Here is a 23,920-nt window from a genome sequence, read left to right on the forward strand (position 1 = left end):
TCGCCCCCTTACACCAGAACCGCGCCGTCGGACTGGATGGCGGTGCCGATGTCTTCGGCCGCCTCCTGGTCGCCCAGCAGCATCTCGTTATGCGGCTTGCCCGAGGGGATCATCGGGAAGCAGTTCTCGTGCTTTTCCACCAGCACGTCCAGGATGAAAGGCCCGTCATAGTCGATCATCTCGCGGATCGCGTCGTCCAGATCCGCCGGATCGCTGACCTGCCGGCCCTTGCAGCCGAAGGCCTCGGCCAGCTTCACGAAATCGGGCAGGCTCTCGCTCCAGGACTGGCTGTAGCGCTCGCCATGCAGAAGCTGCTGCCACTGGCGCACCATGCCAAGGCGCTCGTTGTTCAGGATGAACTGCTTGACGGGCGCGCGGAACTGGATGGCCGTCCCCATTTCCTGCATGTTCATCAGCCAGCTTGCATCGCCCGCGACGTTGATGACCAGCGCATCGGGATGCGCCACCTGCACGCCGATGGACGCGGGCAGGCCATAGCCCATGGTCCCCAGCCCTCCGCTTGTCATCCAGCGGTTCGGCCCCTCGAAGTTCAGGTATTGCGCCGCCCACATCTGGTGCTGGCCGACCTCGGTGGTGATGTAGCGGTCGTGGTCCCTGGTCAGCGCATCAAGCCGCTGCATCGCGTATTGCGGCTTGATGAGGCTGTCGGAGTTGCGATAGCTCAGGCAGTCCTTGGCCCGCCATTGCTCGATCTGCGCCCACCACTGCTGCACGGCGGGGTTGGTCTTGCGGCCGCGCGACTTCCAGATCTTCAGCAGGTCTTCCAGCACATGGCCCACGTCGCCGATGATGGGCAGGTCCACGCGGATGACCTTGTTGATGCTGCTGGGGTCGATATCGACATGAACCTTGACCGAGCCGGGCGAGAAATCCGCGATCCGCCCGGTGATCCGGTCGTCGAAGCGGGCGCCGAGGTTGATCATCAGGTCACAGCCGTGCATGGCCATGTTGGCCTCGTAAAGGCCGTGCATCCCCAGCATTCCCAGCCAGCTTTTCCCGCTGGCCGGATAGGCCCCCAGGCCCATCAGCGTCGAGGTGACGGGGAAACCCGTCGCATCCACCAGTTCCGTCAGCAACTGGCTCGCTGCAGGACCCGAGTTGATGACGCCGCCGCCGGTGTAGAAGATCGGCCGCTCGGCGCGCTCGATCAGTTCGGCCAGCCGGGTGATCGCCCCGATGTCGCCCTTGCGGGGCGGCTGATAGCGCGCGGGCTCGATCTGCTTCGGGCCGACATAGGTGCCGGTCGCGAACTGCACGTCCTTGGGGATGTCGATCAGCACCGGCCCCGGCCGACCCGAGGTCGCCACGTGGAAGGCGCGGTGCAGCGTCCCGGCTAGGCTGTCGGTGTCCTTCACCAGCCAGTTGTGCTTGGTGCAGGGACGGGTGATGCCGACCGTATCGGCCTCCTGGAACCCATCGGTGCCGATCATGAAGGTCGGAACCTGCCCCGACAGCACCACAAGCGGGATCGAATCCATCAGCGCGTCGGTCAGCCCCGTCACCGCGTTGGTCGCGCCGGGACCCGAGGTCACCAGCACCACGCCGGGCTTGCCGGTGGAGCGCGCATAGCCCTCGGCCATGTGGACGGCGCCCTGTTCATGGCGGACGAGGATGTGCTTGATGTCGTTCTGCTGGAAAATCTCGTCATAGATCGGAAGGACCGCGCCGCCGGGATAGCCGAATACGGTATCGACGCCCTGATCCCTCAGCGCCTCGACCACCATTCTTGCACCCGTCATGCTTCGGGACATTTCCGACCCCCTTGTTCGCGGAAAACCTGCGGCAGGGCAGACTGCTCTGCTGCGCCGCCGCAAGCTAGATGGCACCGCAGCAAGCGTCAATGGCCGCAAAGAAAAATGTCTGCCGATCATGGGAAAACGAAATAATCTTTCGTTGCCTTTGGATGTCATTCCTGCGGCAGGTGAATCCGGGCGACCTGTTCCACGATGGGGTCGATCGACAGCGGATGCGTCTCGCCCTCGTGATCCTCGGGGCGGCCGATGTCCTGCCAGACGCCGCCCTTGTGGATCTCCAGCGCGCTGAACCCGGCCTTGTAAGCCATCTTGCGGCTGCCCGGCACCCAGTAGCCCAGGTAGACGTAGGGTAGCCCGGCCTCGCGCGCCATCGCGACATGATCGAGGATCATGAACGAGCCGAGACTGTCGGCCACGCGCATCGGGTCGTAGAAGCTGTAGACGAGGCTGAGGCCGTCATCGAGGATGTCGGTCAGGCAGACCGCCGACAAGGGGGCCTCGGCCGGACTGCTTCCGGCGTCGCGATATTCGAAGACGCGGGTGCGGACCGGCGTTTCCTCGATCATCGCGGCGAACTCGAAAATGTCCATGTCGGCCATGCCGCCGTCCGCATGGCGGTGGTCGAGATAGCGGCGGAACAGCTCGAACTGTTCTTCGGTCGCCCAGGCGCTTGTGCCGAGGCGCGCAAGCCCCTTGTTGCGCTTCAGCACCCGGCCTTGGCTGCGGCTGGGCTGGAAGTCGCGGACCCGGATGCGCGCCGACATGCAGGCCACGCAGCTTTCGCAACTGGGCCGGTAGACGACATTCTGCGATCGCCGGAAGCCTTGGCGCGACAGGGCGTTGTTCAACTCGCGCGCGCGGTCGCCTGTGAGCGCCGTGAACAGCTTCCGCTCGGCCCGACCGTGCAGGTAGGGGCAGGGCTGCGGGGCCGTGACATAGAACTGCGGCGCACTGGAAGGGGTGTGCCGCATCACCCGCCCCGCCGGTTCTGGGCCGGGTCATTCGCAAGGCCGGGATGGCGGACGGGGAAGGAAAGCATGCGCGGCAGCCGGATCTTCGCGAAGGACCTGGAATGGAAGGACGGTAGCAACAGAAACCGGGCGCGCCAAGCGCAACCCGTCACGATCATACGCCACGACATATGGGTTTGCGCGCGGATTTCCAGTCGCCTTCGCAGGATGAGGGCAAGCGCGGCTGCACGGCGGTCGGATCGCCGGTCCTGCACAACTGCCAGCGCCGCTTGCCGCATTGACGATGGCCCCCGCCGCTCTAGGGTCGGGGCATGAGTTTCGCCCGGCGCATCACCCGCCTTCCGCTTCCGACCGACCACGCGCGCGGCAAGGCTACCGCCGCGCATCTGTCCACGAACGACCCCAAGCTCACCGGCCTTCTCTGCGGTGCGGCCGGATCCAGCCCCTATCTGGCGGGGCTGATCGAGCGTGAGGCGCCTTGGCTTTCCGAGGCACTGGCCCGCGACCCGGCCCCTGACGCGCTGGTGGTGGCCGAAACCGCGGGCTTCGATGCGCTGCCTCCGGCCCAGCTTGACCCGGCGCTGCGGCAGGCCAAGCGGCGGGTCGCGCTTTATGCGGCACTGGCCGATCTGGGCGGGGTATGGACGCTGGACGAGGTGACCGGCGCGCTGACCGATCTTGCCGACGCCGCGACCGACCTTGCCCTGCGCGCCCATGTCGCCGACGAGACGCGACGGGGCAAGCTGCCCCCCCCGCTGGCCGATGCCGCGCCCGAGGTGGCGGGGATCTTCGCGCTGGCGATGGGCAAGATGGGCGCGCGCGAGCTGAACTATTCCTCGGACATCGACCTGATCGTCCTTTACGACGATGCCGCCTATGCGGCCAATGACCAGCACGAGGTCCGCGCGGCGCTGATCCGCGCCACCCGCAAGGCCGCCGCCACCCTGTCCGACCTGACCGCGCATGGTTATGTCTTCCGCACCGACCTGCGGCTGCGGCCCGACGCATCGGTGACGCCGGTCTGCATCTCGGCCACCGCCGCCCTGACCTATTACGAGGCTGAGGGCCGCAGTTGGGAACGCGCCGCCTTTATCAAGGCCCGGCCCTGCGCGGGCGATCTGGCCGCCGGGCAGCGGTTCCTGGATGCGCTGCGTCCCTTTGTCTGGCGGCGGCATCTCGATTTCGCCACCGTCGAGGACACGCACGAGATGCGCCGCCGCATCCGCGACCACAAGGGCCTGCACGGTGGCATTCGCGCCGCCGGGCACGATCTCAAACTTGGCCGCGGCGGCATCCGCGAGATCGAGTTCTTCGCCCAGACCCGCCAACTGATCGCGGGCGGGCGCGACCCCGACCTGCGCGCGCGCCGCACGGTCGATGCTTTGGTGGCGCTGGCTGAAAAGGAATGGATTCCGCCCGAGGTCGCCGCCGAGCTTGCCGCGCATTACCGCGAGCACCGCGAGATCGAGCATCGCATCCAGATGGTCAATGACGCCCAGACCCATGCGGTGCCCGCGATGCCTGAAGGGGTCGCGCCGGTCGTTCACCTGTGCGGCGCATCCAACACGGATGCCTGGTGCGCTCGGCTGGAACAGCGCCTGCAGCGCGTCGAGGAACTTGCGGGCGACTTCTTCCAGCCGGGCGGGACCGGCGACGCCCGGCCCGACCTCGGCTACGATCAGGCGGCGCTGGTCGATGGCTGGCAAAGCTATCCCGCCCTGCGATCCGCCCGCGCCCGGCAGGTCTTCGCCCGGATCGAGCCGCGCGTGCTGACGAGCCTTTTCCGCGCCGGGCGGCCCGACGAGGCGCTGGGCCGCTTTGACAGCTTCTTGCGGGGGCTTCCCGCCGGGGTGCAGCTTTTCTCGATGTTCGAATCGAATCCCTCGCTGATCGATCTTCTGGGCGACATCTGCGCGACCTCGCCGGGGCTCGCGGCTCATCTCGCCCGCCACCCCGAGGTGCTGGACGCGGTGATCGCGGGCAGCTTCTTCGCGCCGTGGCCCGGCGCGGGGTCGCTGCGGTCGATGCTGTCCGAGACGCTCGACCGCACGATGGCCGCGCCCGAGGGCGGATACGAGCGCGCCCTGGATGCGGCGCGGCGCTGGGCGCATGAATGGCAGTTCCGCATCGGCGTCCATCATCTGCGCGGGCTGATCGAGGCCGAGGAGGCAGGCCAGCATTACGCCGACATCGCCGATGCCGCGCTGGCGGCGCTGTCGCCGCTGGTCGCGGCCGAGTTCGCGCGCAGGCACGGGCCGCCCCCGGGCCACGGGGCGGCGGTGCTGGGTATGGGCTCGCTGGGGGCGCGGCAGCTCAATGCCGCCTCGGACCTCGACCTGATCGTGATCTACGACGCGGCGGACGCCGAAGGTTCCAAGGGGCCGAAGCCCTTGGCGACACGGCCCTATTATGCCCGGCTGACCCAAGCGCTTCTGACGGCCGTGACCGCGCCCACCGCAGCCGGGCGGCTTTATGAGGTGGACATGCGCCTGCGTCCCTCGGGGCGGCAGGGACCGGTCGCGACAGGGCTTGATTCGTTCCGCGGCTATCAGATGCACGAGGCCTGGACATGGGAGCATCTGGCCCTGACGCGGGCGAGGGTGGTTGCCGTGACCTCCGGCGCCCTTGCGGGGCAGGGGGCGGACGAGCCGGGCGCCTCGGACACGCGCCCGCTCGCAGTCCGGCTGGAGGCCCTGCGGCTTGAGATCCTTGCGGCGCGGGGCAGCGATCCGCGGGTGCTGCCGGATCTTCTTGCCATGCGGCAGCGCATCTTCGCCGCCAAGGCCCCGGATGGGCGGTGGGAAGCCAAGATCGGCCGCGGCCGGCTGCAGGACATCGAACTGTTCGCGCAGTCCCTGGCTCTGCGTGCCGCCTCGGCCTCCCGCGGCGCGGCCATGCAGTTGCGGGCGGGCCGCAAGGCGGGGCTGATCGGCGCCGAGGATGCCGACGCGCTGGCGCAGGCGCACCGCTTCCTGTGGCGGCTGCATTGCGCGGGCCGCCTGCTGACCGAGCGCCCGCTGGACATGGAGGCCCTTGGCCGGGGCGGGCAGGATTTCCTGCTGCGCGAAACGGGTTGCCGGACGCTTGACGAGCTTTCCACGCGGCTGGACGCTCATGTGGATGCGGCGGGACGGATCATCGACGCCCTGTCCGGCGCCGAGGGCGAGGGCTGACGGCCGGAAACCGGCCCTTGGCCGATCCTGTCCGTCCGGCCTCACCCGATCACGCCGGTGATGCGGATCGAGGCGGCAGCAGAAGATGCCGGGCCGGGCTGGTCCGTGACCGCGCCAAGGATCGGCACCAGTGACCCGTCCGGCGCCACCTCCGCCGTGCCATCCAAGTCATCGGCCGCATGGTCGAAGACCCCGTGCGTGGTCTTGTCCCAGTAGAACGGCTTGGCGACGATCTCATAGGCCGCCTTCCATGCCGCGAGGCAAGCCAGCGGAAAATAGAAATACAACGTCGGTGCCCAGGGCATCAGCCCCGGATGGGTCCGGCGCACGGCCCAGATCGCCACGACCGCGTTCAGCGCCTCGGACAGAAGAAAACTTGCGATCACGACAGTGCCCAACCAACCCTCGACCAAGGGTCCAAGCGGGTGGCCATAGCCAAGCGTCAGCAGCCAGAAGCTCCACAGCACGGGCGCCAGAAGGAACTGCTGGACGGTGGCGAACATCTGCAGGTGAAAGCCGATGGCGGGCCAGAACCCGATCTCGCGCACCAGCCGCCCCGGGGATCGCATATGCACGCCCCAGGTCATCGCAAAGCCCTTGAGCCAGCGCGAGCGCTGCTTGACCCAAGGGACAGGCCGGCAGTTCGCCTCTTCATGCGTGGTCGTGGCGACCATCTCTGTCCGATAGCCGAGCCGCGCCAGGCGGACGCCGAGATCCGCGTCCTCGGTGACGTTCCAGCCGTCCCAGCCGCCCGCATGATCCAGCGCCGCGCGGCGGATAAAGAAGGTCGTTCCGCCCAGCGGCACCACCAGCCCCATCTGCGCGATCCCCGGCAGCACGCCCCGGAACCAGGCCGAATATTCCAGCGTGAAGCAGCGCGCGAGCCAGTTGGTGCGCGGGTTGTAGAAATCCAGCGCCCCCTGCACGCAGGCGACGGCGGGCGGGGCGAAATGCAGCTGGCGGGCGACCTTCTGCAACTGGTCCGGCTCGGGCCGGTCCTCGGCATCCCAGACGCCGATGATCTCGCCCCGGCAGAAGTTCAGGGCATAGTTCAGCGCCCGCGGCTTGGTGCGGATCGGCCCGTCGGGAACGGTCACGACGCGCATCCAGAACGGCAGTTTCACCCCCGACAGCGCGTTGCGGGTGACGGAGTCGGTTTCCTCGACCACCAGCAGGATGTCGGTCAGTTCGCGCGGGTAGGTCAGCCGGGCGAGGCGGCCGATGAGGCGGTCAGCGATGTTCTCCTCGCGGAACATCGGCACCATGACCGAGATCACCGGCCACTTCCACTCGATCCCGGCCCCATCCACCGGATCGGCCTCGCGCAGACCGCGCAGGGTCGCGCGGAAGGCCAGCGCCTTCAGCGCCGTCGTCGCCACAAGGGTGGCAATGGCGACCAGGCTGACCAGCGCCAGCACCATCACCGGCGCAAGCCACAGCCCCAGCGTCAGCGCGCCCATCAGCACCAGCAGGATGCGCCCCAGCCGGGCCTCGTTGCGGGTGCGGCAGCTCAGTTCCGGCGGAACGCAGGTCTCGGCCTGCCGGATCAGCGCGGTGCGGCGGGCGGCCAGCAGCGCCTCGGTGCAGTCCTGCCCGGTTCCCAGCAGCATCCGCACCGGGCCGAGCCGCGATTCCAGCCGCCCGCGGATGCTTTCGAACCTCTCGGGCCATGCGGCGGCGACGAAGGTGACGCCGCCTGTCCGCCGCCATGGCACCACGCCCTGCGCCAGGCACCAGTCGGCACCCGCCCGGTCAATCAGGCGCGCGTCGGGCGGCAGGGCGGCAAGGTCGATGGCCGAGGTCCGCCACTGCTTCGACAAGGCAAGCGTCAGCGCCTGCGGCGTGACCCAGCCGCGTGCCAGAAGAATCTCGCTGAGCCGCGCGGCTTCCGGGCGCTGCAGCATCACGGCCTGCAGCAGATTGCCCGGATCGACGGCGCCATCGTCCAGCAGGATCTGCCCCAGCGTCCGATCGGCAGGCTTGCCGGTCCCAGCGCTCGGCCGGTCGTCGGGGCGGGCGGCGCGTGGCCAGAGCGGCCCCTGCGCGCGCTCCGCCGGATCGGCGGGTCCGGGCTGCTGGCGGCGAATCGGCGTAACGGACACAGGCACCTCGGGGCGGCAGGATCGCCTCCCTGATCACCCGGAATGCTTAAGTTGCCGTTAACAAAGCCTCAGCCCTGCCGCCGCTCGCGCATGGCTTCGGCGAAACGTTCAAACAGATGGGCGCTGTCCTGCGGTCCGGGGCTCGCCTCGGGATGATACTGGACCGAGAAGACCGGGCGGCCGTCCAGCTTCAGCCCGCAGTTGGACCCGTCGAACAGGCTGACATGCGTCTCGATCACGCCCTCGGGCAGGGTCTGGGCGTCCACCGCGAAGCCGTGGTTCATCGAGGTGATCTCGACCTTGCCGCTTTCCTTGTCGCGCACGGGATGGTTCGCGCCATGGTGGCCGTGGCTCATCTTGACGGTCTTCGCCCCCAGCGCCAGCGCCAGCATCTGGTGGCCGAGGCAGATGCCGAAGATCGGCAGGTCGCGTTCCAGCAGCTTCTGGATCATCGGCACCGCATATTCCCCGGTCGCCGCCGGGTCGCCGGGGCCGTTCGACAGGAACACGCCCTCGGGGTCATGGGCCAGCACCTCCTCGGCGGTGGCGGTGGCGGGCAGGACGGTCACGTCTGCCCCGGATTCGGCCAGCGAGCGCAGGAGGTTCCGCTTGGCGCCGTAATCCAGCGCCACGACGCGCAGCGGCTTTCCGGGGCGCCCGGTCCCGAAGCTGCCGGGCCAGCGCCACATCCCCTCGTCCCAGCGATAGCTCTGGGCGGTGCTGACCTCGCGCGCGAGGTCCATGCCGACGAGGCCCGACCATCCGCGGGCGCGGGCGACCATCGCCTCAATGTCGAAGCGCCCCTCGGGGTCATGGGCCAGCACCACATGCGGCGCTCCCTGCTGACGGATCGCGCGGGTCAGGCGGCGGGTGTCCACCCCGCCGATCCCGATGCGGCCGCGCCGTTCCATCCATTGGGCCAGATCCGAGGCCGCGCGCCAGTTCGAGGGCTCGGTCGGGTCCCATTTGACCACGATGCCGGCGGCGACCGGATCGGCGGATTCGTCATCTTCCGGCGTCACGCCGGTGTTGCCGATATGGGGGAAGGTGAAGGTCACGACCTGAGCTGCATAGCTGGGGTCGGTCATGATCTCCTGATAGCCGGTCATGGCGGTGTTGAAGACCAGCTCGGCCACCACCTCGCCCGTCGCACCGAAGCCTCGGCCATAGAAGATCGTCCCGTCTGCCAAGGCCAGGCACGCGGTCGGTTTCTGTTCCATCTCGAACCCCCGGAAAATCGGGCGAGAGCTAGGGGAAGCGGCCGCTGGGGTCAAGGCTGCTTGACCGGCGGGTGGCACGGGGGCAAGCGTGACGGGAATCAAGGAGAGGCATGACATGGACCTGCGCGAGCGTATTCAGACCGCGACGAAAGAGGCGATGAAGGCCCGCGACCAGTTGCGGCTGTCCACCCTGCGGCTGATCGGGGCGGCGATCAAGGACCGCGAGATCGCCCAGCGGGGCGAGGACGGCAAGGGCGCACTGACCGAGGATGACGTGGTCGCGCTGCTGTCGCGGATGGTCAAGCAGCGGCAGGAATCGGCCCGGGCCTACGAGGAGGGCGGCCGGCTGGAACTGGCCGAGCGCGAACAGGCCGAGATCGGCATCATCCAGGAATTCCTGCCGCGCCAGTTGTCGGCCGATGAGGTCGAGGCGGGGATCGCCTCGGTCATCGCGGACCTGGACGCGACCGGCGTGCGGGACATGGGCCGCGTCATGGGTGCCCTGCGGGAACGCCATGCCGGGCAGATGGACTTTGGCGCGGCCGGCGCGTTGGTCAAGGCGCGGCTGATGGGGTGATGAGGCCGGCGGCGCTGCCCCCATCGTCGTATACGACAATCCCGGGGATATTTGAGCGAAGAAAAACTAGGGGGAAGCAGGTATCCAACCTCCGCCGGACGGCAGGGTGCGTGCCCAGCAGGCAACCTGCAGGCTGTCGGACCAGTGAGACGGTGCCTTGGCGCGCAGGCTACGTTGCCGGTTGAACTGACAGGCGCTCCTCGACCAGTGCAACGGCCCGCGCGACGGCTTGGTCGATGCTCAGTTCGGTCGTGTCCAGCATAACCGCGTCCGGTGCAGCGCGCAGGGGGGCGGTGTCGCGGGCCGCGTCGCGGGCGTCGCGTTCGCGCAGTTGCATCAGCATCTCGGCCGGATCGACGCCAAGCTCTGCCGCGCGGCGCGCGGCGCGGGTCTCGTCCGCGGCCACGACATACAGCTTCACCTGAGCGCCGGGGCAGATCACCGTGCCGATGTCGCGCCCGTCCAGCACCGCGCCGGGCTCCTGCGCGGCAAAGCGGCGCTGGAAATCGACAAGGGCGGCGCGGACCTCGGGGATCGCGGCGACGCGAGAGGCGGCCTGTCCCGCCTCGGCGCTGCGCAACCCGGGGCGAAGCAGGTCCTCGGGGGTCAGGCCCTTGGCGGCGTGGACGGGTTCGCCCCCCAGCGCACCCACGGCGCGATAAAGCAGGCCGGTGTCCAGATGCAGGAAGCCGAATCGTTCCGCCAGCGCCCGCGCGATGGTGCCCTTGCCGGAAGCGGCCGGCCCGTCGATGGCGATAGTGAATGGCATGGCGTCTCTCCTTCGGGGTCGGGGCCTCTTGCCACAGGCGGGCGCGTCAGGAAAGCGGGGGCCGGCAGCTCGGGCCGTGCCTTTCCGTCGCTGGAAGCGGCGCGTTCCCTTGGGACAGGCCCGCAAGGAAAAAGCTTTGGGGGCAGGGCAGGGGATGCGGCGGGCGCGATCAGACGATCGCCGCCTCGGCAAAGGGCTGGCCGTCCAGCACCCGCTGCACACCCAGGGGCGAGAGGTCCAGCGTCACCCAATCGCCATGTACGATCTGCTCGGCAATGCCCCGGCCCACGGCGGGGGCCTGCTGCAGCCCGTGGCCCGAGAAGCCGTTTGCGTGGTAGAGATTGGGCACCTGCGGGTTGCGGCCGATAATCGCGTTCTGGTCCAGCGTGTTGAAGGCATAATGCCCGGCCCATTCACGGATCACCCGGGCGGCGCCGAAGCCCTCGGCGCGGGCGTAAAGGGCGGGCCAGACGTGATCCTCCCACAGTTCCGACTGGGGCACGAAGTCGTCCTCGTCGCAGGGGCCGTCGGTCGCGGGAACCGTGGCCGCCAGCCACTGGCCATGCTCGGGGCGCATCCAGATGCCCGAGGGGTCGATGACCAGCGGCGCATCCGGGTGTCGGGCGGCGGGCGCATCGACCACGAAGATCGTGCGCTTGCGCGGCTCGACCGGCAGGTCGAGGCCCATCGACCGCATCAGTCCCGCAGCCCGCGGCCCCGCGCAGTTCACGAAGACATCGGCCTGCCGCCGCCCGCCCTTTTCCAGTTCCGCCGCAAGGATGCGGTCGCCATTACGCTGGAACCGCAGCACGCGGTCGGTCAGCCAGGCCGCGCCAGCCGCCCGCGCGGCGTTCTTCATTCCCGACAGCAGGCCCATGTTGTCGAAGAAGCCCTCGTCCCGCGGCCCGAAAGCGCCCGCCACGATGTCGTCAAGCTGCATCCATGGAAAGCGTGCCGCCAGCCCCACCCGGTCCAGCACCTCGGTCGAGGCCCCAAGCCCGCGCTGCATGGCGGCAAGGTTTTCAAGCTGGACCGCGCCCGTCTCGGTGCCGGTCAGGAACAGGTAGCCGTTCTCGCGCAGCCCGAGGTCGGGGATCTCGCCCGCAGGCCCGGTCCAGCGCGCGAAGTCGCGGATGAACTCGATCCCGAAGCGGCTGATCGCGACATTCACCTCGTTGGTGAACTGCGAACGGATGCCTGCCGCCGACAGCGCAGTGGAACTGGTGGCGTAGCTGGGGTCGGGTTCCACCACGGTCACGCGGATGCCGGGGTCCAGCCGGGTCAGCCAGAAAGCGACCGAGGCGCCCATCACCGCGCCGCCCGCAATCAGAACTTCGGTCACGATCCTGCCCCTGCCTTGCAACTCCGCCGCAGGTTTTGCCCAAGGCCACGCCCCGCGCAAGGTGCTTCACGATGGCGCAAGGCGCTGGACCTCGGGCCGGGGATGCGCGATACGGAAACCCGGATTGCGCCCAAGCGGAGTTGCCCCATGTGGATCGTCGATCGCCTGCTGACCTGGTGGAACGGCCAGACGCTGGGCACCCAGGTCTGGACCTCGCGTTTCGGCACGAAGGTGGGCGAGGACGAGCAGGGCAATATCTATTACCAGACGCCCGGCGGCAAGCGGCGCTGGGTCATCTACAACGGCGAGGCCGAGGCGAGCCGGGTTCCGCCCGAGTGGCGCGGCTGGCTGACCTTTACCTATGACGACCCGCCGAACCGCGTGCCGCTGCCCCGGAAGCCCTGGGAAAAGCCCCATGTGCCGAACCGCACCGGCACGGAGGGCGCCTATCACCCGGATGGCTCGCTTTACCGGGCCGAGCCTGTGCCCCGGCGCGACTACGACGCCTGGCAGCCCGAGTAGCCGGTGACGGGTTCCGCCGAAAAGGCCGAGCTGCTGGTCGGCGCGGCCGTCCTTGCGGTCGCGGCGGGATTCCTTGCCTGGTCCATGGGCGGCTGGGATCAGCGCGGGCAGGGCACCTATCCGCTGGTCGCGGCCTTCCCGAACGTGGACGGCGTCGAGCGCGGGACCGAGATCCGCCTGGCTGGCGTCCGCGTGGGCCGCGTGGCCGACGTGCGGCTGAATCCGCAGACCTATTACGCCGAGGCCGAGTTGCGGGTGCCCCAAAGCATCGAACTGCCCGTGGACAGCGCCGCGCTGATCCAGTCGGACGGGCTGCTGGGCGGCGCTTATATCGAACTGCGCCCCGGCGGGGCGGTCGAGACGCTCGCCCCCGGCGACGAGATCGAGGATGTGCAGGGCGCGGTCAGCCTGCTGGGGCTGATGATGAAATTCGTGGACGCGCAGGCGAGCGATGCAGGGTCCGGCCCCGTGTCAGAGGCTCTGCCGTGATTCGCGCCGCACTGGCGCTGGCGCTGCTTGCCGCCGCTCCGGCCTTCGCCCAGAGCCGCGGCAATACCGACATCGCCCCCGGAACCCGCGCCGAAACCGTGGCCCCGCTGATCGAGGGCCAGATCGACCGCGGCGAAGGGGCGCTGCTGCGGGCGCTCGACAAGGTGTCGGGGCAAAGCACCGACCTGCCGCTGGCCGTGGGCGATTCCGTCACCTTCGGGCGGCTGGAGGTGCGGCTGGGTGAATGCCGCTATCCCGCGGCCGATCCCGAATCGGATGCCTTTGCGCAACTGACCATCACCGATCGGCGCAGCCGCAGGGCGCTGTTCACCGGCTGGATGATCGCCTCGTCCCCCGCCATGTCGGCGCTGGATGACGCGCGGTATGATGTCTGGGTTGTGTCCTGCAACGACGGCACCGGGCTGACGCGGCCCGACCTCACCTATGAGCCCGACACCGCCGAGCCGGAGGGCGGCGAGGGCATGGGTCCCGATGGCGACTTCGCCCCGGTCGAGGAGGAAGGCGAGGCCGGCGGTTGACGCAGGCTCGCCACCAGCGATTCGACCGGCCGCAGCGGGCGGGCACGGAAATCGGCGGGCTTTTCCAGCGCTGTGGCAAGCCTTGCCTGATACTGCAGGCGGCTGATCTCGACACCCCCCATGCTGGCGAGATGCGGCGTCAGATACTGGGTATCGAACAGGGTGAAGCCGCAGCGCCTCAGATGATCGGAGATCCAGACCAGCGCCATCTTCGACCCGTCCCTTCGGGTCGAGAACATGCTTTCCCCGAAGAACGCGCCCGCCAGCGTCACCCCGAAGATACCGCCGGCAAGCTGGCCGTCCTGCATCACCGCTAGCGCATGGGCATGGCCGATCGCATGCAGGTCGCGGTATAGCCGGCGCAGGGGATCGTTGATCCAGGTTTCTGGCCTGTCGGCGCAGGCCGCCACGATGGCGTCGAAATCGGGGCGGGCGTCGGCGGTCCAGCCCCCGCGGGCAAGGCTGCGGATCAGCGAGCGCGAGGCATGGACCCGTCCCACCGGCAGGATGCCGCGGCGCGGGGGGTCGAACCAGTAAAGCTGCGGGTCGATCGCCGAGCAGGCCATCGGGAAGACGCCGTTGGCATATCCCTTCAGCAGCATCCGGGCGGTCAGCATCGGGCCGGACTGCCCTTGATGCAGCGTCCGGCGCCTGCCGGCCCGGTCATGCGCCGCCGCCGGCCCGTGTTCCACCCGCTTGCAGGACCCTCCCGGGCAGTCCTGCGGCAGCCTGTCAATCCTGCGTGCTGATCCACCAGACCGTCCCGTTCCCGTCGGCGATGCCGCCGCGCAGGTCGCCGTCGCCGGATCGTCCGGGTTCCGCCACCACCGTGCCGCCCGCGTCCCGTGCACGCTGGAAAGCCGCAATCGCATTGGGCACATAGACATGGACATTCGAGTCGGGTGCATCGGCGACCTCGCCCATCATCACCACGCTTTCGTCGATCCGCGCCTCGGCGTGCATGATCCCGCCGCCCTCGCGCGGGATGACCCGCAGCCGTTCGGCACCGAAGACGGCCTGCAGGAAGGCGAGCGCCTGTTCCGCGTCCCGCACATGCAGATAAGGGCTGACGCTGCTGTATCCGTCCGGCTTCCACGACATGGCGCGGTCCTTCTGCTGGAAGACCGGCAAAGGTTAGACCGGAACCTGCGGGGTGCACAATCAGGACCGCGCGCCCCGCCGTTCTGCGACAGTCAGCCGTAGGTCCGCGCCAGCCAGCGTTCCAGCCAGTGGATCGAATAGTCGCCGCGCTGGATGTCCGGTTCCTGCAGCAGCTCGTGGAACAGCGGAACGGTCGTGTCCACACCGTCCACGATCAGCTCGTTCAGCGCCCGGTTCAGCCGGGCCAGCGCCTCGGGCCGGTCGCGGCCATAGACGATCAGCTTGGCGATCAGGCTGTCGTAATAGGGCGGGATCGTGTAGCCGTCGTAGATCGCGGAATCCATCCGCACGCCCAAGCCGCCCGGCGCGTGATACTGGGTGATCCGGCCGGGGCAGGGGCTGAAGTTCGGCAGGCGTTCCGCGTTGATCCGGGCCTCGATGGCATGGCCGCGGATCACCAGATCCTCCTGCCGGAAGCTCATCGGCTCGCCCGCGGCGACACGGATCTGTTCGCGCACCAGATCGACGCCGAAGATCGCCTCGGTCACGGGATGTTCCACCTGCAGGCGGGTGTTCATCTCGATGAAATAGAACTCGTCGTCCTCGAACAGGAACTCGATGGTGCCCGCGCCCGCATATTGCAGCCGCGACATGGCGTCGGCGCAGATGGTGCCGATGCGGTCGCGCTGCTCGGCGGTGATGGTGGGTCCGGGCGCTTCCTCGAGGACCTTCTGGTGGCGGCGCTGCAGGGAACAGTCGCGCTCGCCCAGGTGGACGGCATTGCCGCGGCCGTCGCCGAAGACCTGGATCTCGATATGACGCGGGCGCTGCAGGTATTTCTCGACATAGACCTCGTCATTGCCGAAGGCGGCCTTGGCCTCGGACCGCGCTGTGCGGAAGGCGACTTCCAGCGCGGTTTCGTCCAGCGCGACCTTCATGCCGCGCCCGCCGCCCCCGGCGGTGGCCTTGATGATGACCGGATAGCCCATCTCGGACGCCACCCGTTGCGCGGTCTCGAAATCGGGCACGCCGCCGTCGGACCCCGGCACGACCGGGATGCCCAGCGCCTTGGCGGTTTCCTTTGCGGTGATCTTGTCACCCATCAGGCGGATATGTTCCGCCCGAGGGCCGATGAAGGTGAGGCCGTGGTCCTCGACCATCTGCACGAACTGGGCGTTTTCCGACAGGAAGCCGTAGCCCGGATGGATCGCCTGCGCGCCGGTGATCTCGCAGGCGGACACGATGGCGGGCATCGACAGGTAGGACAGGGACGAGGGCGGCGGACCGATGCAGATCGATTCGTCGGCCATGCGGACATGCATGGCGTCGCTGTCGGCGGTGGAATGGACCGCGACCGAGGCGATGCCCATTTCCTGGCAGGCCCGGATGACCCGCAGCGCGATCTCGCCCCGGTTGGCGATCAGGATCTTGTCGAACATCGCCTTACTCGACGATCATCAGGGGGGTGCCGAACTCGACGGGGGTGCCGTCCTCGACCAGCACCCGGCGCACCGTCCCGGCGCGGGGGGCGGGAATGTGGTTCATCGTCTTCATCGCCTCGACGATCATCAGCGTGTCGCCCTCGGCCACCGTCTGACCGATGGATACGAAGGGCGCGGCGTCCGGCTCGGCCGACAGATAGGCGGTGCCGACCATGGGCGAGGTCACGGCGCCCGGATGGCTGGCCGGATCGCCCGCACCCGCAGGCGCGGCGGCGGCGGGCTGGGCGGGGGGGGCGACGGGCGCGGGTAGCGCTTGCATCGGCGCAGCCGCGGCCTGGACGAGGACCTGCTTGCCATGCTTGGACAGCGACACGGTCAGGCGGTCGTTCTCGCCATATTCGCGCTTGACCGAGATCTCGGTCAGCTCGTTGCGGTTCAGAAGCTCAGCCAGCGCCTGGATAAAGGCGGTGTCGCCCGCGTGATGCCGGGTCTGGTCGTTCTCGCTCATCTAAATCTCTGCCTTTGGGCCGTTCTGGGGTCGCGGCGTTTTCGCCGCGCGTTATAAACCTTCGCGCGGCGCAAGGGAAACCGTTTCGGCCGAAGGCGCCGAGGGACCACCCGCCAGGGGCGTGTCGTCATCGCTGTCGGGCCGTCCGGACAGGTCCTTCCAGCGCCTGTGAATCCAGAGCCACTGGTCCATATGCGCGCGCACCCGCCGTTCCAGGTCGTCGTTCAGCACCTGCATCATGGTTTCCGGGTCAGTGGGCGGCACCGGCTCGCCCACCTCGACGCGGAAGCTCAGCCCGTCGGGCTGGCGGATGGCTGCGACGGGGACCAGCAGCGCCCCATAGCGCAGCGCGAGTTCCGCCGGGGTCAGGACAGTCTGGCTGGGCAGGCCGAAGAACCGCAGCGTCGCGCCGTGGCGGTCATACTGGTCAAAGCCGAGGCACAGCATCCCGCCCCCCCGCAGGAACCGCAGCATCCCCACCAGCCCGGTGCGTCCCCGGGGGAACAGCGGCTGAGAGATCGCCTCGATCGCAGGGACGTAGTGACGGTTGAAGGCCCGGTTGTTCATCGGGCGATAAAGCGCGCCGATGCTCCAGCCGCGCGCCGCCAGCGCCACCCGCATGGCGTCGTAGTTGCCGAAATGCGCGCAGGCGAGGACAGCGGGCCGCCCTGCCGCCGCCGCCTGTTCCAGCGCGGGCAGGCCGGGGCCGGCCAGGCGGTCCTTTGCGCCGACGCGGGCGGTGAACTCGGTGCCCGAGTAGGTTTCGATCAGGGCGCGGCCGGCATTATCTGGGACGGCGCGGGTCAGGCGGCGCACCTCGGCCGGGGTCAGGTCGGGACGGGCGAGCGCGAGGTTGTCGCGGATGCGCCGGCGCCAGCCCGCGAGCGGGGCGACCAGATAGGCGAAGGCCCAGCCCATTGCCGGCACCCGGCGGCGATAGGGCATCAGCCGGAAGACGCCGACGAGCAGCCGGAAGGCGCCGCTTGTCAGCCGGTCCGACAGGGGAATGGGCGGTTCCTCAGGCGTCTGTGTCATGGCTTTGATCCGTGGGTGGCCTGCGCCTCTCGCGCCCAGACGTAAAGTCCCGCCGCCACGATGATGCAGGCCCCGGTGACGGTCCAGCCATCCGGCACCGCGCCGAAGAACAGCCAGCCCCAGAGCGCGGCCCAGATCAGCCCGGTATAGCCGAACGGGGCGATGGCGCCGGCCTCGGCCATGGCGAAGGCCCGGATCAGCAGCGCCTGGGCCAGCGTGCCGAACAGGCCCAGCGCCACAAAAGCCCAGATGTCGCCAGGGGCGATGGGCTGCCAGACGAAGGGGGCGACCAGCGAGGCGCCGATCGTTGCCACCCCGGTGGACCACAGGATCGAGGTCGCGATGCCGTCGCCGCGCACCATCCGCGTCATGATCGCGCCCGCCGCGTAGCTGACCGCCCCCAGCAGCGGCAGCAGGGCGGCGGGCTGAAAGACGCCCGCGCCGGGGCGGATCACGATCATCGCGCCCGCCAGCGCGACGGTGATGCCGGCGATGCGGCGCGGGCCGATGCTTTCCCCGAGGAACAGCGCCGCGCCCAGCGTGATGAGGACCGGATTGATGTCCATGATCGCCGTCGCCTCGGCCAGCCCGATGAACTGCAGCGCGGTGAAGAACAGCCCGATAGAGGCAAGCTGCGTCAGCCCCCGTCCTACCTGCAGCAGGGGCGAGGCCGAGCGGACGACCCGCCGCAGCCGGGGCGCCAGCACCAGCAGGACGATGCCGAGGTTCAGCGCCATGCGGCACCAGACGATCTGGCCGGGGTGGTAGCCGGCTTGCGTCAGGTGCTTGCCGGTCGCGTCCATAAGCGTGAACAGGAAGACCGAGCCGAGCAGTGCGAGGATGCCCAGCGATTGCTGCGACGCTTTCGGTCGCGCCGCCGGAAGCGGTTCGGGCTGCAGGGTTGCCATCAGGGGGAATCCCTGCGCCCGGTTGATCTGCCGGACGCTCCGCGGGGGATATTTGGGGCCGAAAGACAACCCGGAGCGCAGGGGGCCGCGCGGCCGGGCTGCGATGCATGTCTCACAGCAGCGCCTTGACCTTTGCCACCGCGGCCTCGGGGGTGATGCCGAACTCCTTGTAGAGCCTATCGGCGGGAGCGGAGGCGCCGAAGCCGGTCATGCCGATGAAGTCCTGACGCTTCCAGTCGCCGCGCTCGCCCATGAGCAGCCAGTCCCAAGGCTGGCGGACGGCGGCCTCGATGGCGACGCGGACGGGGCCTTCGGGCAAGACTTCCGCGCGGTAGCCCTCGGGCTGGTCGCGGAACAGCTCCATGCAGGGGACCGAGACGACGCGGGTGGGGGTGCCATCGGCTTCCAGCGCCTCGGCGGCCTTGAGGGCGATTTCCACCTCGGAGCCGGAGGCCATCAGGACCGCCTTGGGCTGGGTGGAGGCTTCGCGAAGGATGTAGGCGCCCTTGGCGGTCAGGTTCTCGGGCGTATGTTCCATGCGAACGGTCGGCAGGTTCTGCCGCGACAAGGCGAGGACCGAAGGCGTCAAGTCGGTGGTCAGCGCCAGTTCCCAGGCCTCGGCGGTTTCCACCAGATCGGCAGGGCGGAAGGTCCAGGTGTTGGGCGTGGCGCGCAGCATGGCCAGGTGCTCGACCGGCTGGTGGGTCGGGCCATCCTCGCCAAGGCCGATGGAATCATGGGTCATTACATAGACGACCGGCACGCCCATCAGCGCCGACAGCCGCATCGCGCCGCGCATGTAGTCGGTGAACACGAGGAAGGTGCCGCCATAGGGGCGGAAGCCGCCGTGCAGGGCGAGGCCGTTCATCGCGGCGGCCATGCCGTGTTCGCGGATGCCCCAGTGGACATAACGGCCTGCGCGGTTCTGGGCGTCGAAGATGCCGAGGTCGCGGGTCTTGGTGTTGTTGGACCCCGTCAGGTCCGCCGAGCCGCCGATGGTTTCGGGCAGGATCGGATTGACGACCTCCAGCACCATCTCTGACGCCTTGCGGGTCGCGACCTTGGGTTGCTCGGCGCTGGCTTTCTCCTTCAGGGCGGTGATGGCGGGAGCGAGCGCCTCGTTCGGCTCTCCGGCCACGCGCGAGGCGAAGGCGTTGCGCTGGGCGTCGGGCAGGGCGTCCACCCGGGCGTTCCAAGCCTTGCGGTCGGCGGCACCGCGCGCGCCGATCTCGCGCCAGCGGGCGACCAACTCGTCGGGCAGCTCGAAGGGCTTGTGTTCCCAAGCGTAAGCCAGGCGGGTGGCCGCGATCTCCTCGGCCCCCAGCGGCGAGCCGTGGACGCCCGAGGTGCCGCCCTTCTTGGCCGAGCCATAGCCGATGGTGGTGTTGCAGGCGACCAGCACCGGGCGGCCGTCGTCCTCTTTCGCGGCGGTCAGCACGCGGTCGATGTCGGCCGGGTCATGGCCGTCGCAGGACAGCGTCCGCCAGCCCGCCGCCTCGAAGCGCTTGAGCTGGTCGGTCGAATCCGACAGCGACACCGCGCCGTCGATGGTGATCTTGTTGTCGTCCCACAGGACGATCAGGCGACCGAGGCGCAGGTGCCCGGCAAGGGTGATCGCCTCCTGGCTGATGCCTTCCATCAGGCAGCCGTCGCCGGCGATGACCCAGGTGCGGTGGTCGCACAGTTCCTCGCCGAACTCGGCGCGCATCTTGGCCTCGGCCATCGCGAAGCCGACCGAGGTCGCAAGGCCCTGGCCCAAGGGGCCAGTGGTGGTCTCCACGCCCTCGGCATGGCCATACTCCGGGTGGCCCGCCGTCGCCGCGCCCCATTGGCGGAAGTTGCGGATCTGGTCGAGCGTCATCTGCTCGAACCCCGTCAGGTGCAGCAGCGAATAGATCAGCATGGAGCCGTGGCCCGCCGACAGGATGAAGCGGTCGCGGTCGAACCAGTGAGGCGCCGAGGCGTCGAACTTGAGGTGCTTGCCCCACAGCACGGTCGCCACGTCGGCCATGCCCATGGGCATTCCCGGATGGCCCGAGTTCGCGGCCTCGACCGCGTCCATCGACAGCACGCGGATCGCGCTGGCGAGGTTCCAGTGGTCGGGATCGGCAAGGCGGCGCGCGGTAAGAGGCATGGGGCGGCTCCGGGGTTCAGGGGTTGGCAGGGTGATAGGCATCGACCGGACGGGTTGCAAGCTGCGGGCGGCGGCTGACGTGGCGGTCCCGGACGGGGGCAATGCCCGGCAGGTCCCGGCATGGCTATCCGAATGCACCTTATCGATCCCTTCCAACGGCGGGATGATCAGGAGAGCGGTTTTCAAACGGGCTTGCCGCTGCCCATTCGGAAGCGCCGAGCAATTTCATGGCGAAAGACTGAAGGACGTGGTGGTTGCCGCAAGTTCAGGCGGCCGATGCAGTTGTTCTTCCCGCCCGCAGCCAATCTGATGCGGCGCAAGCGAGGACTGCGGCGCAAGCGGAGACGCCCCTTGGCATCATTCACCTATGAAAATGATGAATGGCGGCGGGCGAGCGGATGGTGGTTCAGCACCAGTTCGCGCATCCGCTCGTCGAGGACATGGGTGTAGATTTCCGTCGTGCCGAGGTCGGCGTGGCCCAGCAGGGTCTGGATCGCCCGCAGGTCGGCCCCGCCTTCCAGCAGATGCGTGGCGAAAGCGTGGCGCAGGACATGGGGCGTGACCTTGCCCGGCGGCAGGCCAGCCGCCGCCGCCAGATTCGCAAGCATCCCGTGGAAGGCCTGCCGGGTCATGTGGCCGGCGGCTCCGGCGGCGGGGAAAAGCCAGCGTGCGCCCTTGCCCGCGACCAGCCTTCCCAAGGCGCTGCCGGCGGGGGCTGCGTCGCGCAGGACCAGCCAGCGGGCAACGGCCGCGCGGGCGGGGCCGGTCAGTGGGACCATGCGCTCGCGCCCGCCCTTGCCGCGGATCAGCAGCAGTTCCGGGTCGCCCCGCAGGGCGGCCACGGGCAGCGAGACCAGTTCGCTGACCCGCATCCCGGTCGCATAGATCAGCTCCATCGCGGCGGTGTTGCGGGCGCGGTCCTCGGGCGAGGCCCCATGCGTCGGGACGATGTCGAGCAGCCTGCCGACCTCGGCCTGGCTCAGCACCTTGGGCAGCCGCTGGCCGCGGCCGGGGCCGGAGAGGCGGATGGCGGGGTCATCCTCGCGCCAGTTCTCGTCCAGGGCGAAGCGGGTGAACTGGCGGATCGCAGAGAGCCTGCGGGCACGGGTTGCGCGGGACAGGCCCTCGGCGTCGCAAGCCGACAGATAAGCCTCGATGTCCTCGCGCGTCATGGTGGTCAGGCTTATCCCCTGCCGCGCGGCCCATGCGGCGAGGTCGGCAAGGTCGCGCCCATAAGCCAGCAGCGTATTGTGCGCCGCCCCCGCCTCGGCCGCCTGCGCGTCGAGAAAGGCGCCGATGCGCCGCAGGTCCTCGACCGCGCCCTTGTCCTGCCGCGCGGGCGGACGGCCGGGGCGGCGCGGGCCGCTCATCGGCGGGGGCCGCCCATGTGCTCGGTCAGCAGCAGCTCGACGGCGGCAAGGCGGGCGTCGGCGGGCTGGCCCAGTTCGACCATTCGGCGCAGGCCGGTTGCGGCGCGGGCAACGTCGCCGTCCAGGCCCGCTTCGACATCCGCCATCGCGGCCAGCAGCGCGAGGCCACGGCCCTCGGGCGGGGCTTCGGGCAGGGGCCTGGCTGCCAGCGCCTCGGCATAGGCGGCACCGGTGCTGCCGGTCGGAAAGGCGACGGCCGCGCCGGGGTCGCCCTCGGCCAGCGCCAGCAGCGGCCGATCGTGGGCGGGCACATCGCCCGGCTGCGTGCCCGGCACGCCGGTCAGCAGCCGCAGATGCGCCGCAGTCTCGGTCGCCCCGGAATCCAGCGTCAGCCCGGAAAGCGCGGGGCCGACCAGCCGCGCGAAGGGGACGATCAGCCCTGCCTGCAGGAACAGCGCGGCCGCCTCCGGCAGTTCTGCCGAAACCTTTGCCGCATCGCCCGCCTCCAGCGCCGCGTCGATTCGCTGGAACGCGGCGGCGCGGTCCCAGACCCCGCCCGAGGCCGCCGGCCGCTGGTCCAGATAGGCCGCCGCCAGCGGCGCGGGGTCGATGGCGCCGGCGCGGGCCAGCCGCTCGGCCGCGTCCAGACGCGCCTTCCAGCCGCCATTGCCGTTCAGGTCTGCCCAGGCAAAGGCCAGCGGCAGGTCGGCCGTGGCGAGCGGCTGGCCGATCGCCTCGAACAGCCGGAACTCCAGCGGCGTGACCTGCGCGGGATCGGGCAGCGGCTCGGACAGATCGGCCGAGCCGTCGTCAAGGAAACGTTCCAGCAGCGCCACGGTCTGCGACGGCATCATTCCGCCCGCCCTCGCGCCGTGCAGCGTCAAGGCGGCGGCGTTCCAGTCGCCTGTCCGGGCAAGGCAGTAGATGCGCGCGCTCAGGTCCGGGGCAAGGCCGGGACGCAGATCCATCGTTGCGCAGACCTCGTCCGCCGTGTCGCGCAGCAGCGCGATGTCGAAGCGGCGGGCAAAGCGCGGGCCGTCCGACCAGCCGGCCGATTGCAACAGCGCATCGGCGTCGTCCAGCCGCCCGGCCGCGATCAGCCGGTCCACTCGGGCAAGAAACAGCCGCCCTTCATCCCCTGCGGCGGCGCCCGAGGGGGGCTGAAGCTGCGCGGTCAGCATCCGCTGGAACAATGCGCGGCTGGCGGCAAGGCGCGGCTGGGCGGCGGCGATCGCCTGCGCCACGTCCCCTGCGGGCGCGGCGCCCCACAGGTCGCGGGGCAGGCGCGCGGCCTCGGCGGGGATGGCGCCCTTGGTGTCGGGGTTGCCGTCCGAAAGCCGCATCACCCCCACCGGGGGTGGCGCGGCCGAGGTCGCAAGCTCTCGCGGCGGCTTCAGGGTCGCCGGGCGCCCGGGCGGCGGGTCCGAGCGGCGGCGCTGCGCCTCGAATGGGGCAGGCTCGCCCGGACGCCAGCCGGTCGCGGGCGGGCGAGGGGGGGCGGTGCCGCCCAGCCAGTCGCTGGCCGCCGCGGGGACGCCGGTTCCCTGCGCGAATGCCGGGCCGGCGGCGGCCAGCGCGCCGAGCAGGACGAGATCAGTCCAGCGCATCGGGATCGCCTTGCTCCTGGGGTGCGGCGGCGGGCGCCGCAGCCGGCGCCGCTGCCGGAGCGGTGGCGGGGGGAAGGTTCAGGTCAAGCTCGACCGGGACGCGGATCGGCCTGGGGTCGGCGGTCATGTCGCCGAAATAGGCATAGCCCACCAGTGCGATCACGCCTGCCACGGCAAGGAAGATGATGACGCGCAGCAGCCGCATGGACAGGTCCTTTCCTTCGCGGCCCGCCCACTTGCGACTGGCACGCCTTCGCGCCATCCGATAACCCGTTGCCGCGCCGGTTGAAAGCCGCGACCCTTGCACGGGACCGAGAGCGGATAGCTAAAATCCCG

At 69.6% G+C, this 23,920-nt stretch carries 21 protein-coding genes; 5 read left to right on the forward strand and 16 right to left on the reverse strand.

Features of this window, described 5'->3' with window-relative positions; genetic code table 11:
• Positions 1 to 8: 8 nt before the first annotated feature.
• Complete coding sequence (locus JGR78_RS02310) at positions 9 to 1,772, reverse strand: acetolactate synthase 3 large subunit (RefSeq protein ID WP_182791422.1); 1,764 nt, start codon at positions 1,770 to 1,772, stop codon at positions 9 to 11.
• A gap of 155 nt (positions 1,773 to 1,927) precedes the next feature.
• Positions 1,928 to 2,746 carry an arginyltransferase gene (locus JGR78_RS02315; RefSeq protein WP_182791421.1) on the reverse strand — a complete coding sequence of 273 codons (819 nt, stop codon included), beginning with the start codon at positions 2,744 to 2,746 and terminating at the stop codon, positions 1,928 to 1,930.
• A gap of 311 nt (positions 2,747 to 3,057) precedes the next feature.
• On the opposite strand from JGR78_RS02315, the gene JGR78_RS02320 reads away from it, so the two are divergent.
• Positions 3,058 to 5,919, forward strand: coding sequence for a bifunctional [glutamine synthetase] adenylyltransferase/[glutamine synthetase]-adenylyl-L-tyrosine phosphorylase (locus JGR78_RS02320; RefSeq protein WP_182791420.1), 2,862 nt, complete (start codon positions 3,058 to 3,060; stop codon positions 5,917 to 5,919).
• 41 nt (positions 5,920 to 5,960) lie between these two features.
• On the opposite strand, the gene JGR78_RS02325 is transcribed toward JGR78_RS02320, so the two are convergent.
• Together JGR78_RS02325 and carA are read right to left on the reverse strand one after the other, a co-directional pair.
• Positions 5,961 to 8,021 (reverse strand): glycosyltransferase family 2 protein, encoded by a 2,061-nt coding sequence (locus JGR78_RS02325; protein WP_234450824.1) that lies wholly within the window; start codon positions 8,019 to 8,021, stop codon positions 5,961 to 5,963.
• Between the two features lie 68 nt (positions 8,022 to 8,089).
• Positions 8,090 to 9,241, reverse strand: a complete 1,152-nt coding sequence (gene carA / locus JGR78_RS02330; RefSeq protein ID WP_182791419.1) for a glutamine-hydrolyzing carbamoyl-phosphate synthase small subunit — start codon at positions 9,239 to 9,241, stop codon at positions 8,090 to 8,092.
• Positions 9,242 to 9,356: 115 nt separating this feature from the next.
• Between carA and JGR78_RS02335 the strand changes: the two genes are divergently transcribed.
• Positions 9,357 to 9,818 carry a GatB/YqeY domain-containing protein gene (locus tag JGR78_RS02335; RefSeq protein ID WP_182803948.1) on the forward strand — a complete coding sequence of 154 codons (462 nt, stop codon included), beginning with the start codon at positions 9,357 to 9,359 and terminating at the stop codon, positions 9,816 to 9,818.
• A gap of 169 nt (positions 9,819 to 9,987) precedes the next feature.
• Here the strand turns inward: JGR78_RS02335 and JGR78_RS02340 are convergent, their stop codons facing one another.
• The gene (locus JGR78_RS02340; protein ID WP_182791417.1) at positions 9,988 to 10,587 is read right to left on the reverse strand and encodes a d(CMP) kinase; all 600 of its coding nucleotides are present in this window, start codon (positions 10,585 to 10,587) and stop codon (positions 9,988 to 9,990) included.
• Between the two features lie 169 nt (positions 10,588 to 10,756).
• On the reverse strand, positions 10,757 to 11,929 hold the full coding sequence (locus JGR78_RS02345) for an FAD-binding oxidoreductase (RefSeq protein WP_234450825.1): 1,173 nt from the start codon (positions 11,927 to 11,929) through the stop codon (positions 10,757 to 10,759).
• A gap of 147 nt (positions 11,930 to 12,076) precedes the next feature.
• On the opposite strand from JGR78_RS02345, the gene JGR78_RS02350 reads away from it, so the two are divergent.
• From JGR78_RS02350 to JGR78_RS02360, 3 genes are read left to right on the forward strand one after another with little or no spacing between them, the layout of a single operon-like run.
• Entirely contained in the window at positions 12,077 to 12,451 is a 375-nt protein-coding gene (locus JGR78_RS02350; RefSeq protein WP_182803950.1) for an NADH:ubiquinone oxidoreductase subunit NDUFA12, read from the forward strand.
• A 3-nt stretch (positions 12,452 to 12,454) separates the two neighbouring features.
• Positions 12,455 to 12,940 carry an outer membrane lipid asymmetry maintenance protein MlaD gene (locus JGR78_RS02355; RefSeq protein WP_234450826.1) on the forward strand — a complete coding sequence of 162 codons (486 nt, stop codon included), beginning with the start codon at positions 12,455 to 12,457 and terminating at the stop codon, positions 12,938 to 12,940.
• Positions 12,937 to 13,479, forward strand: a complete 543-nt coding sequence (locus JGR78_RS02360) for a DUF2155 domain-containing protein (RefSeq protein ID WP_234450827.1) — start codon at positions 12,937 to 12,939, stop codon at positions 13,477 to 13,479. The genes JGR78_RS02355 and JGR78_RS02360 overlap by 4 nt, the downstream gene beginning before the upstream one ends.
• Here JGR78_RS02360 and aat read toward each other — a convergent pair.
• From aat to JGR78_RS02410, 10 genes are all read right to left on the reverse strand, one after another.
• Positions 13,383 to 14,096 (reverse strand): leucyl/phenylalanyl-tRNA--protein transferase, encoded by a 714-nt coding sequence (gene aat / locus JGR78_RS02365; RefSeq protein ID WP_182803952.1) that lies wholly within the window; start codon positions 14,094 to 14,096, stop codon positions 13,383 to 13,385. The genes JGR78_RS02360 and aat overlap by 97 nt on opposite strands.
• Before the next feature lie 115 nt (positions 14,097 to 14,211).
• Positions 14,212 to 14,580: a glyoxalase/bleomycin resistance/extradiol dioxygenase family protein gene (locus JGR78_RS02370; RefSeq protein WP_182803954.1), complete on the reverse strand. Its 369-nt coding sequence runs from the start codon at positions 14,578 to 14,580 to the stop codon at positions 14,212 to 14,214.
• 92 nt (positions 14,581 to 14,672) lie between these two features.
• Entirely contained in the window at positions 14,673 to 16,019 is a 1,347-nt protein-coding gene (gene accC / locus JGR78_RS02375; protein WP_182803956.1) for an acetyl-CoA carboxylase biotin carboxylase subunit, read from the reverse strand.
• A gap of 4 nt (positions 16,020 to 16,023) precedes the next feature.
• Positions 16,024 to 16,530, reverse strand: a complete 507-nt coding sequence (gene accB / locus JGR78_RS02380) for an acetyl-CoA carboxylase biotin carboxyl carrier protein (RefSeq protein ID WP_182791411.1) — start codon at positions 16,528 to 16,530, stop codon at positions 16,024 to 16,026.
• 51 nt (positions 16,531 to 16,581) lie between these two features.
• The gene (locus tag JGR78_RS02385; RefSeq protein WP_182791410.1) at positions 16,582 to 17,565 is read right to left on the reverse strand and encodes a lysophospholipid acyltransferase family protein; all 984 of its coding nucleotides are present in this window, start codon (positions 17,563 to 17,565) and stop codon (positions 16,582 to 16,584) included.
• Positions 17,562 to 18,473 (reverse strand): DMT family transporter, encoded by a 912-nt coding sequence (locus JGR78_RS02390; protein WP_182803958.1) that lies wholly within the window; start codon positions 18,471 to 18,473, stop codon positions 17,562 to 17,564. The genes JGR78_RS02385 and JGR78_RS02390 overlap by 4 nt, the downstream gene beginning before the upstream one ends.
• A 112-nt stretch (positions 18,474 to 18,585) precedes the next feature.
• On the reverse strand, positions 18,586 to 20,607 hold the full coding sequence (gene tkt, locus JGR78_RS02395; RefSeq protein WP_182803960.1) for a transketolase: 2,022 nt from the start codon (positions 20,605 to 20,607) through the stop codon (positions 18,586 to 18,588).
• Positions 20,608 to 20,972: 365 nt separating this feature from the next.
• A complete protein-coding gene (locus tag JGR78_RS02400) occupies positions 20,973 to 21,977 on the reverse strand; it encodes a tyrosine recombinase (RefSeq protein WP_182791407.1) in 1,005 nt (334 codons plus the stop codon).
• Entirely contained in the window at positions 21,974 to 23,584 is a 1,611-nt protein-coding gene (locus tag JGR78_RS02405; RefSeq protein WP_182791406.1) for a hypothetical protein, read from the reverse strand. The genes JGR78_RS02400 and JGR78_RS02405 overlap by 4 nt, the downstream gene beginning before the upstream one ends.
• Entirely contained in the window at positions 23,571 to 23,789 is a 219-nt protein-coding gene (locus tag JGR78_RS02410) for a hypothetical protein (RefSeq protein WP_182791405.1), read from the reverse strand. Before JGR78_RS02410 ends, JGR78_RS02405 begins: the two co-directional genes overlap by 14 nt.
• Positions 23,790 to 23,920 lie beyond the last annotated feature (131 nt).

Origin of the sequence: Paracoccus sp. MC1862, assembly GCF_016617715.1 — a bacterium.
Taxonomy (GTDB): Bacteria; Pseudomonadota; Alphaproteobacteria; order Rhodobacterales; family Rhodobacteraceae; genus Paracoccus.

Excerpts from the sequence above, each read along its gene's own strand:
- JGR78_RS02400 (WP_182791407.1), bottom strand. The coding sequence starts at position 21,977 with ATGAGCGGCCCGCGCCGCCCCGGCCGTCCGCCCGCGCGGCAGGACAAG.
- JGR78_RS02350 (WP_182803950.1), top strand. The coding sequence starts at position 12,077 with ATGTGGATCGTCGATCGCCTGCTGACCTGGTGGAACGGCCAGACGCTG.
- JGR78_RS02410 (WP_182791405.1), bottom strand. The coding sequence starts at position 23,789 with ATGCGGCTGCTGCGCGTCATCATCTTCCTTGCCGTGGCAGGCGTGATC.
- JGR78_RS02405 (WP_182791406.1), bottom strand. The coding sequence starts at position 23,584 with ATGCGCTGGACTGATCTCGTCCTGCTCGGCGCGCTGGCCGCCGCCGGC.
- tkt (WP_182803960.1), bottom strand. The coding sequence starts at position 20,607 with ATGCCTCTTACCGCGCGCCGCCTTGCCGATCCCGACCACTGGAACCTC.
- JGR78_RS02310 (WP_182791422.1), bottom strand. The coding sequence starts at position 1,772 with ATGTCCCGAAGCATGACGGGTGCAAGAATGGTGGTCGAGGCGCTGAGG.
- aat (WP_182803952.1), bottom strand. The coding sequence starts at position 14,096 with ATGCTGACCGCCCGGATGCTGCTGAAGGGATATGCCAACGGCGTCTTC.
- JGR78_RS02335 (WP_182803948.1), top strand. The coding sequence starts at position 9,357 with ATGGACCTGCGCGAGCGTATTCAGACCGCGACGAAAGAGGCGATGAAG.
- JGR78_RS02390 (WP_182803958.1), bottom strand. The coding sequence starts at position 18,473 with ATGGCAACCCTGCAGCCCGAACCGCTTCCGGCGGCGCGACCGAAAGCG.
- accB (WP_182791411.1), bottom strand. The coding sequence starts at position 16,530 with ATGAGCGAGAACGACCAGACCCGGCATCACGCGGGCGACACCGCCTTT.
- JGR78_RS02320 (WP_182791420.1), top strand. The coding sequence starts at position 3,058 with ATGAGTTTCGCCCGGCGCATCACCCGCCTTCCGCTTCCGACCGACCAC.
- JGR78_RS02340 (WP_182791417.1), bottom strand. The coding sequence starts at position 10,587 with ATGCCATTCACTATCGCCATCGACGGGCCGGCCGCTTCCGGCAAGGGC.
- JGR78_RS02315 (WP_182791421.1), bottom strand. The coding sequence starts at position 2,746 with ATGCGGCACACCCCTTCCAGTGCGCCGCAGTTCTATGTCACGGCCCCG.
- carA (WP_182791419.1), bottom strand. The coding sequence starts at position 9,241 with ATGGAACAGAAACCGACCGCGTGCCTGGCCTTGGCAGACGGGACGATC.
- JGR78_RS02385 (WP_182791410.1), bottom strand. The coding sequence starts at position 17,565 with ATGACACAGACGCCTGAGGAACCGCCCATTCCCCTGTCGGACCGGCTG.
- accC (WP_182803956.1), bottom strand. The coding sequence starts at position 16,019 with ATGTTCGACAAGATCCTGATCGCCAACCGGGGCGAGATCGCGCTGCGG.
- JGR78_RS02370 (WP_182803954.1), bottom strand. The coding sequence starts at position 14,580 with ATGTCGTGGAAGCCGGACGGATACAGCAGCGTCAGCCCTTATCTGCAT.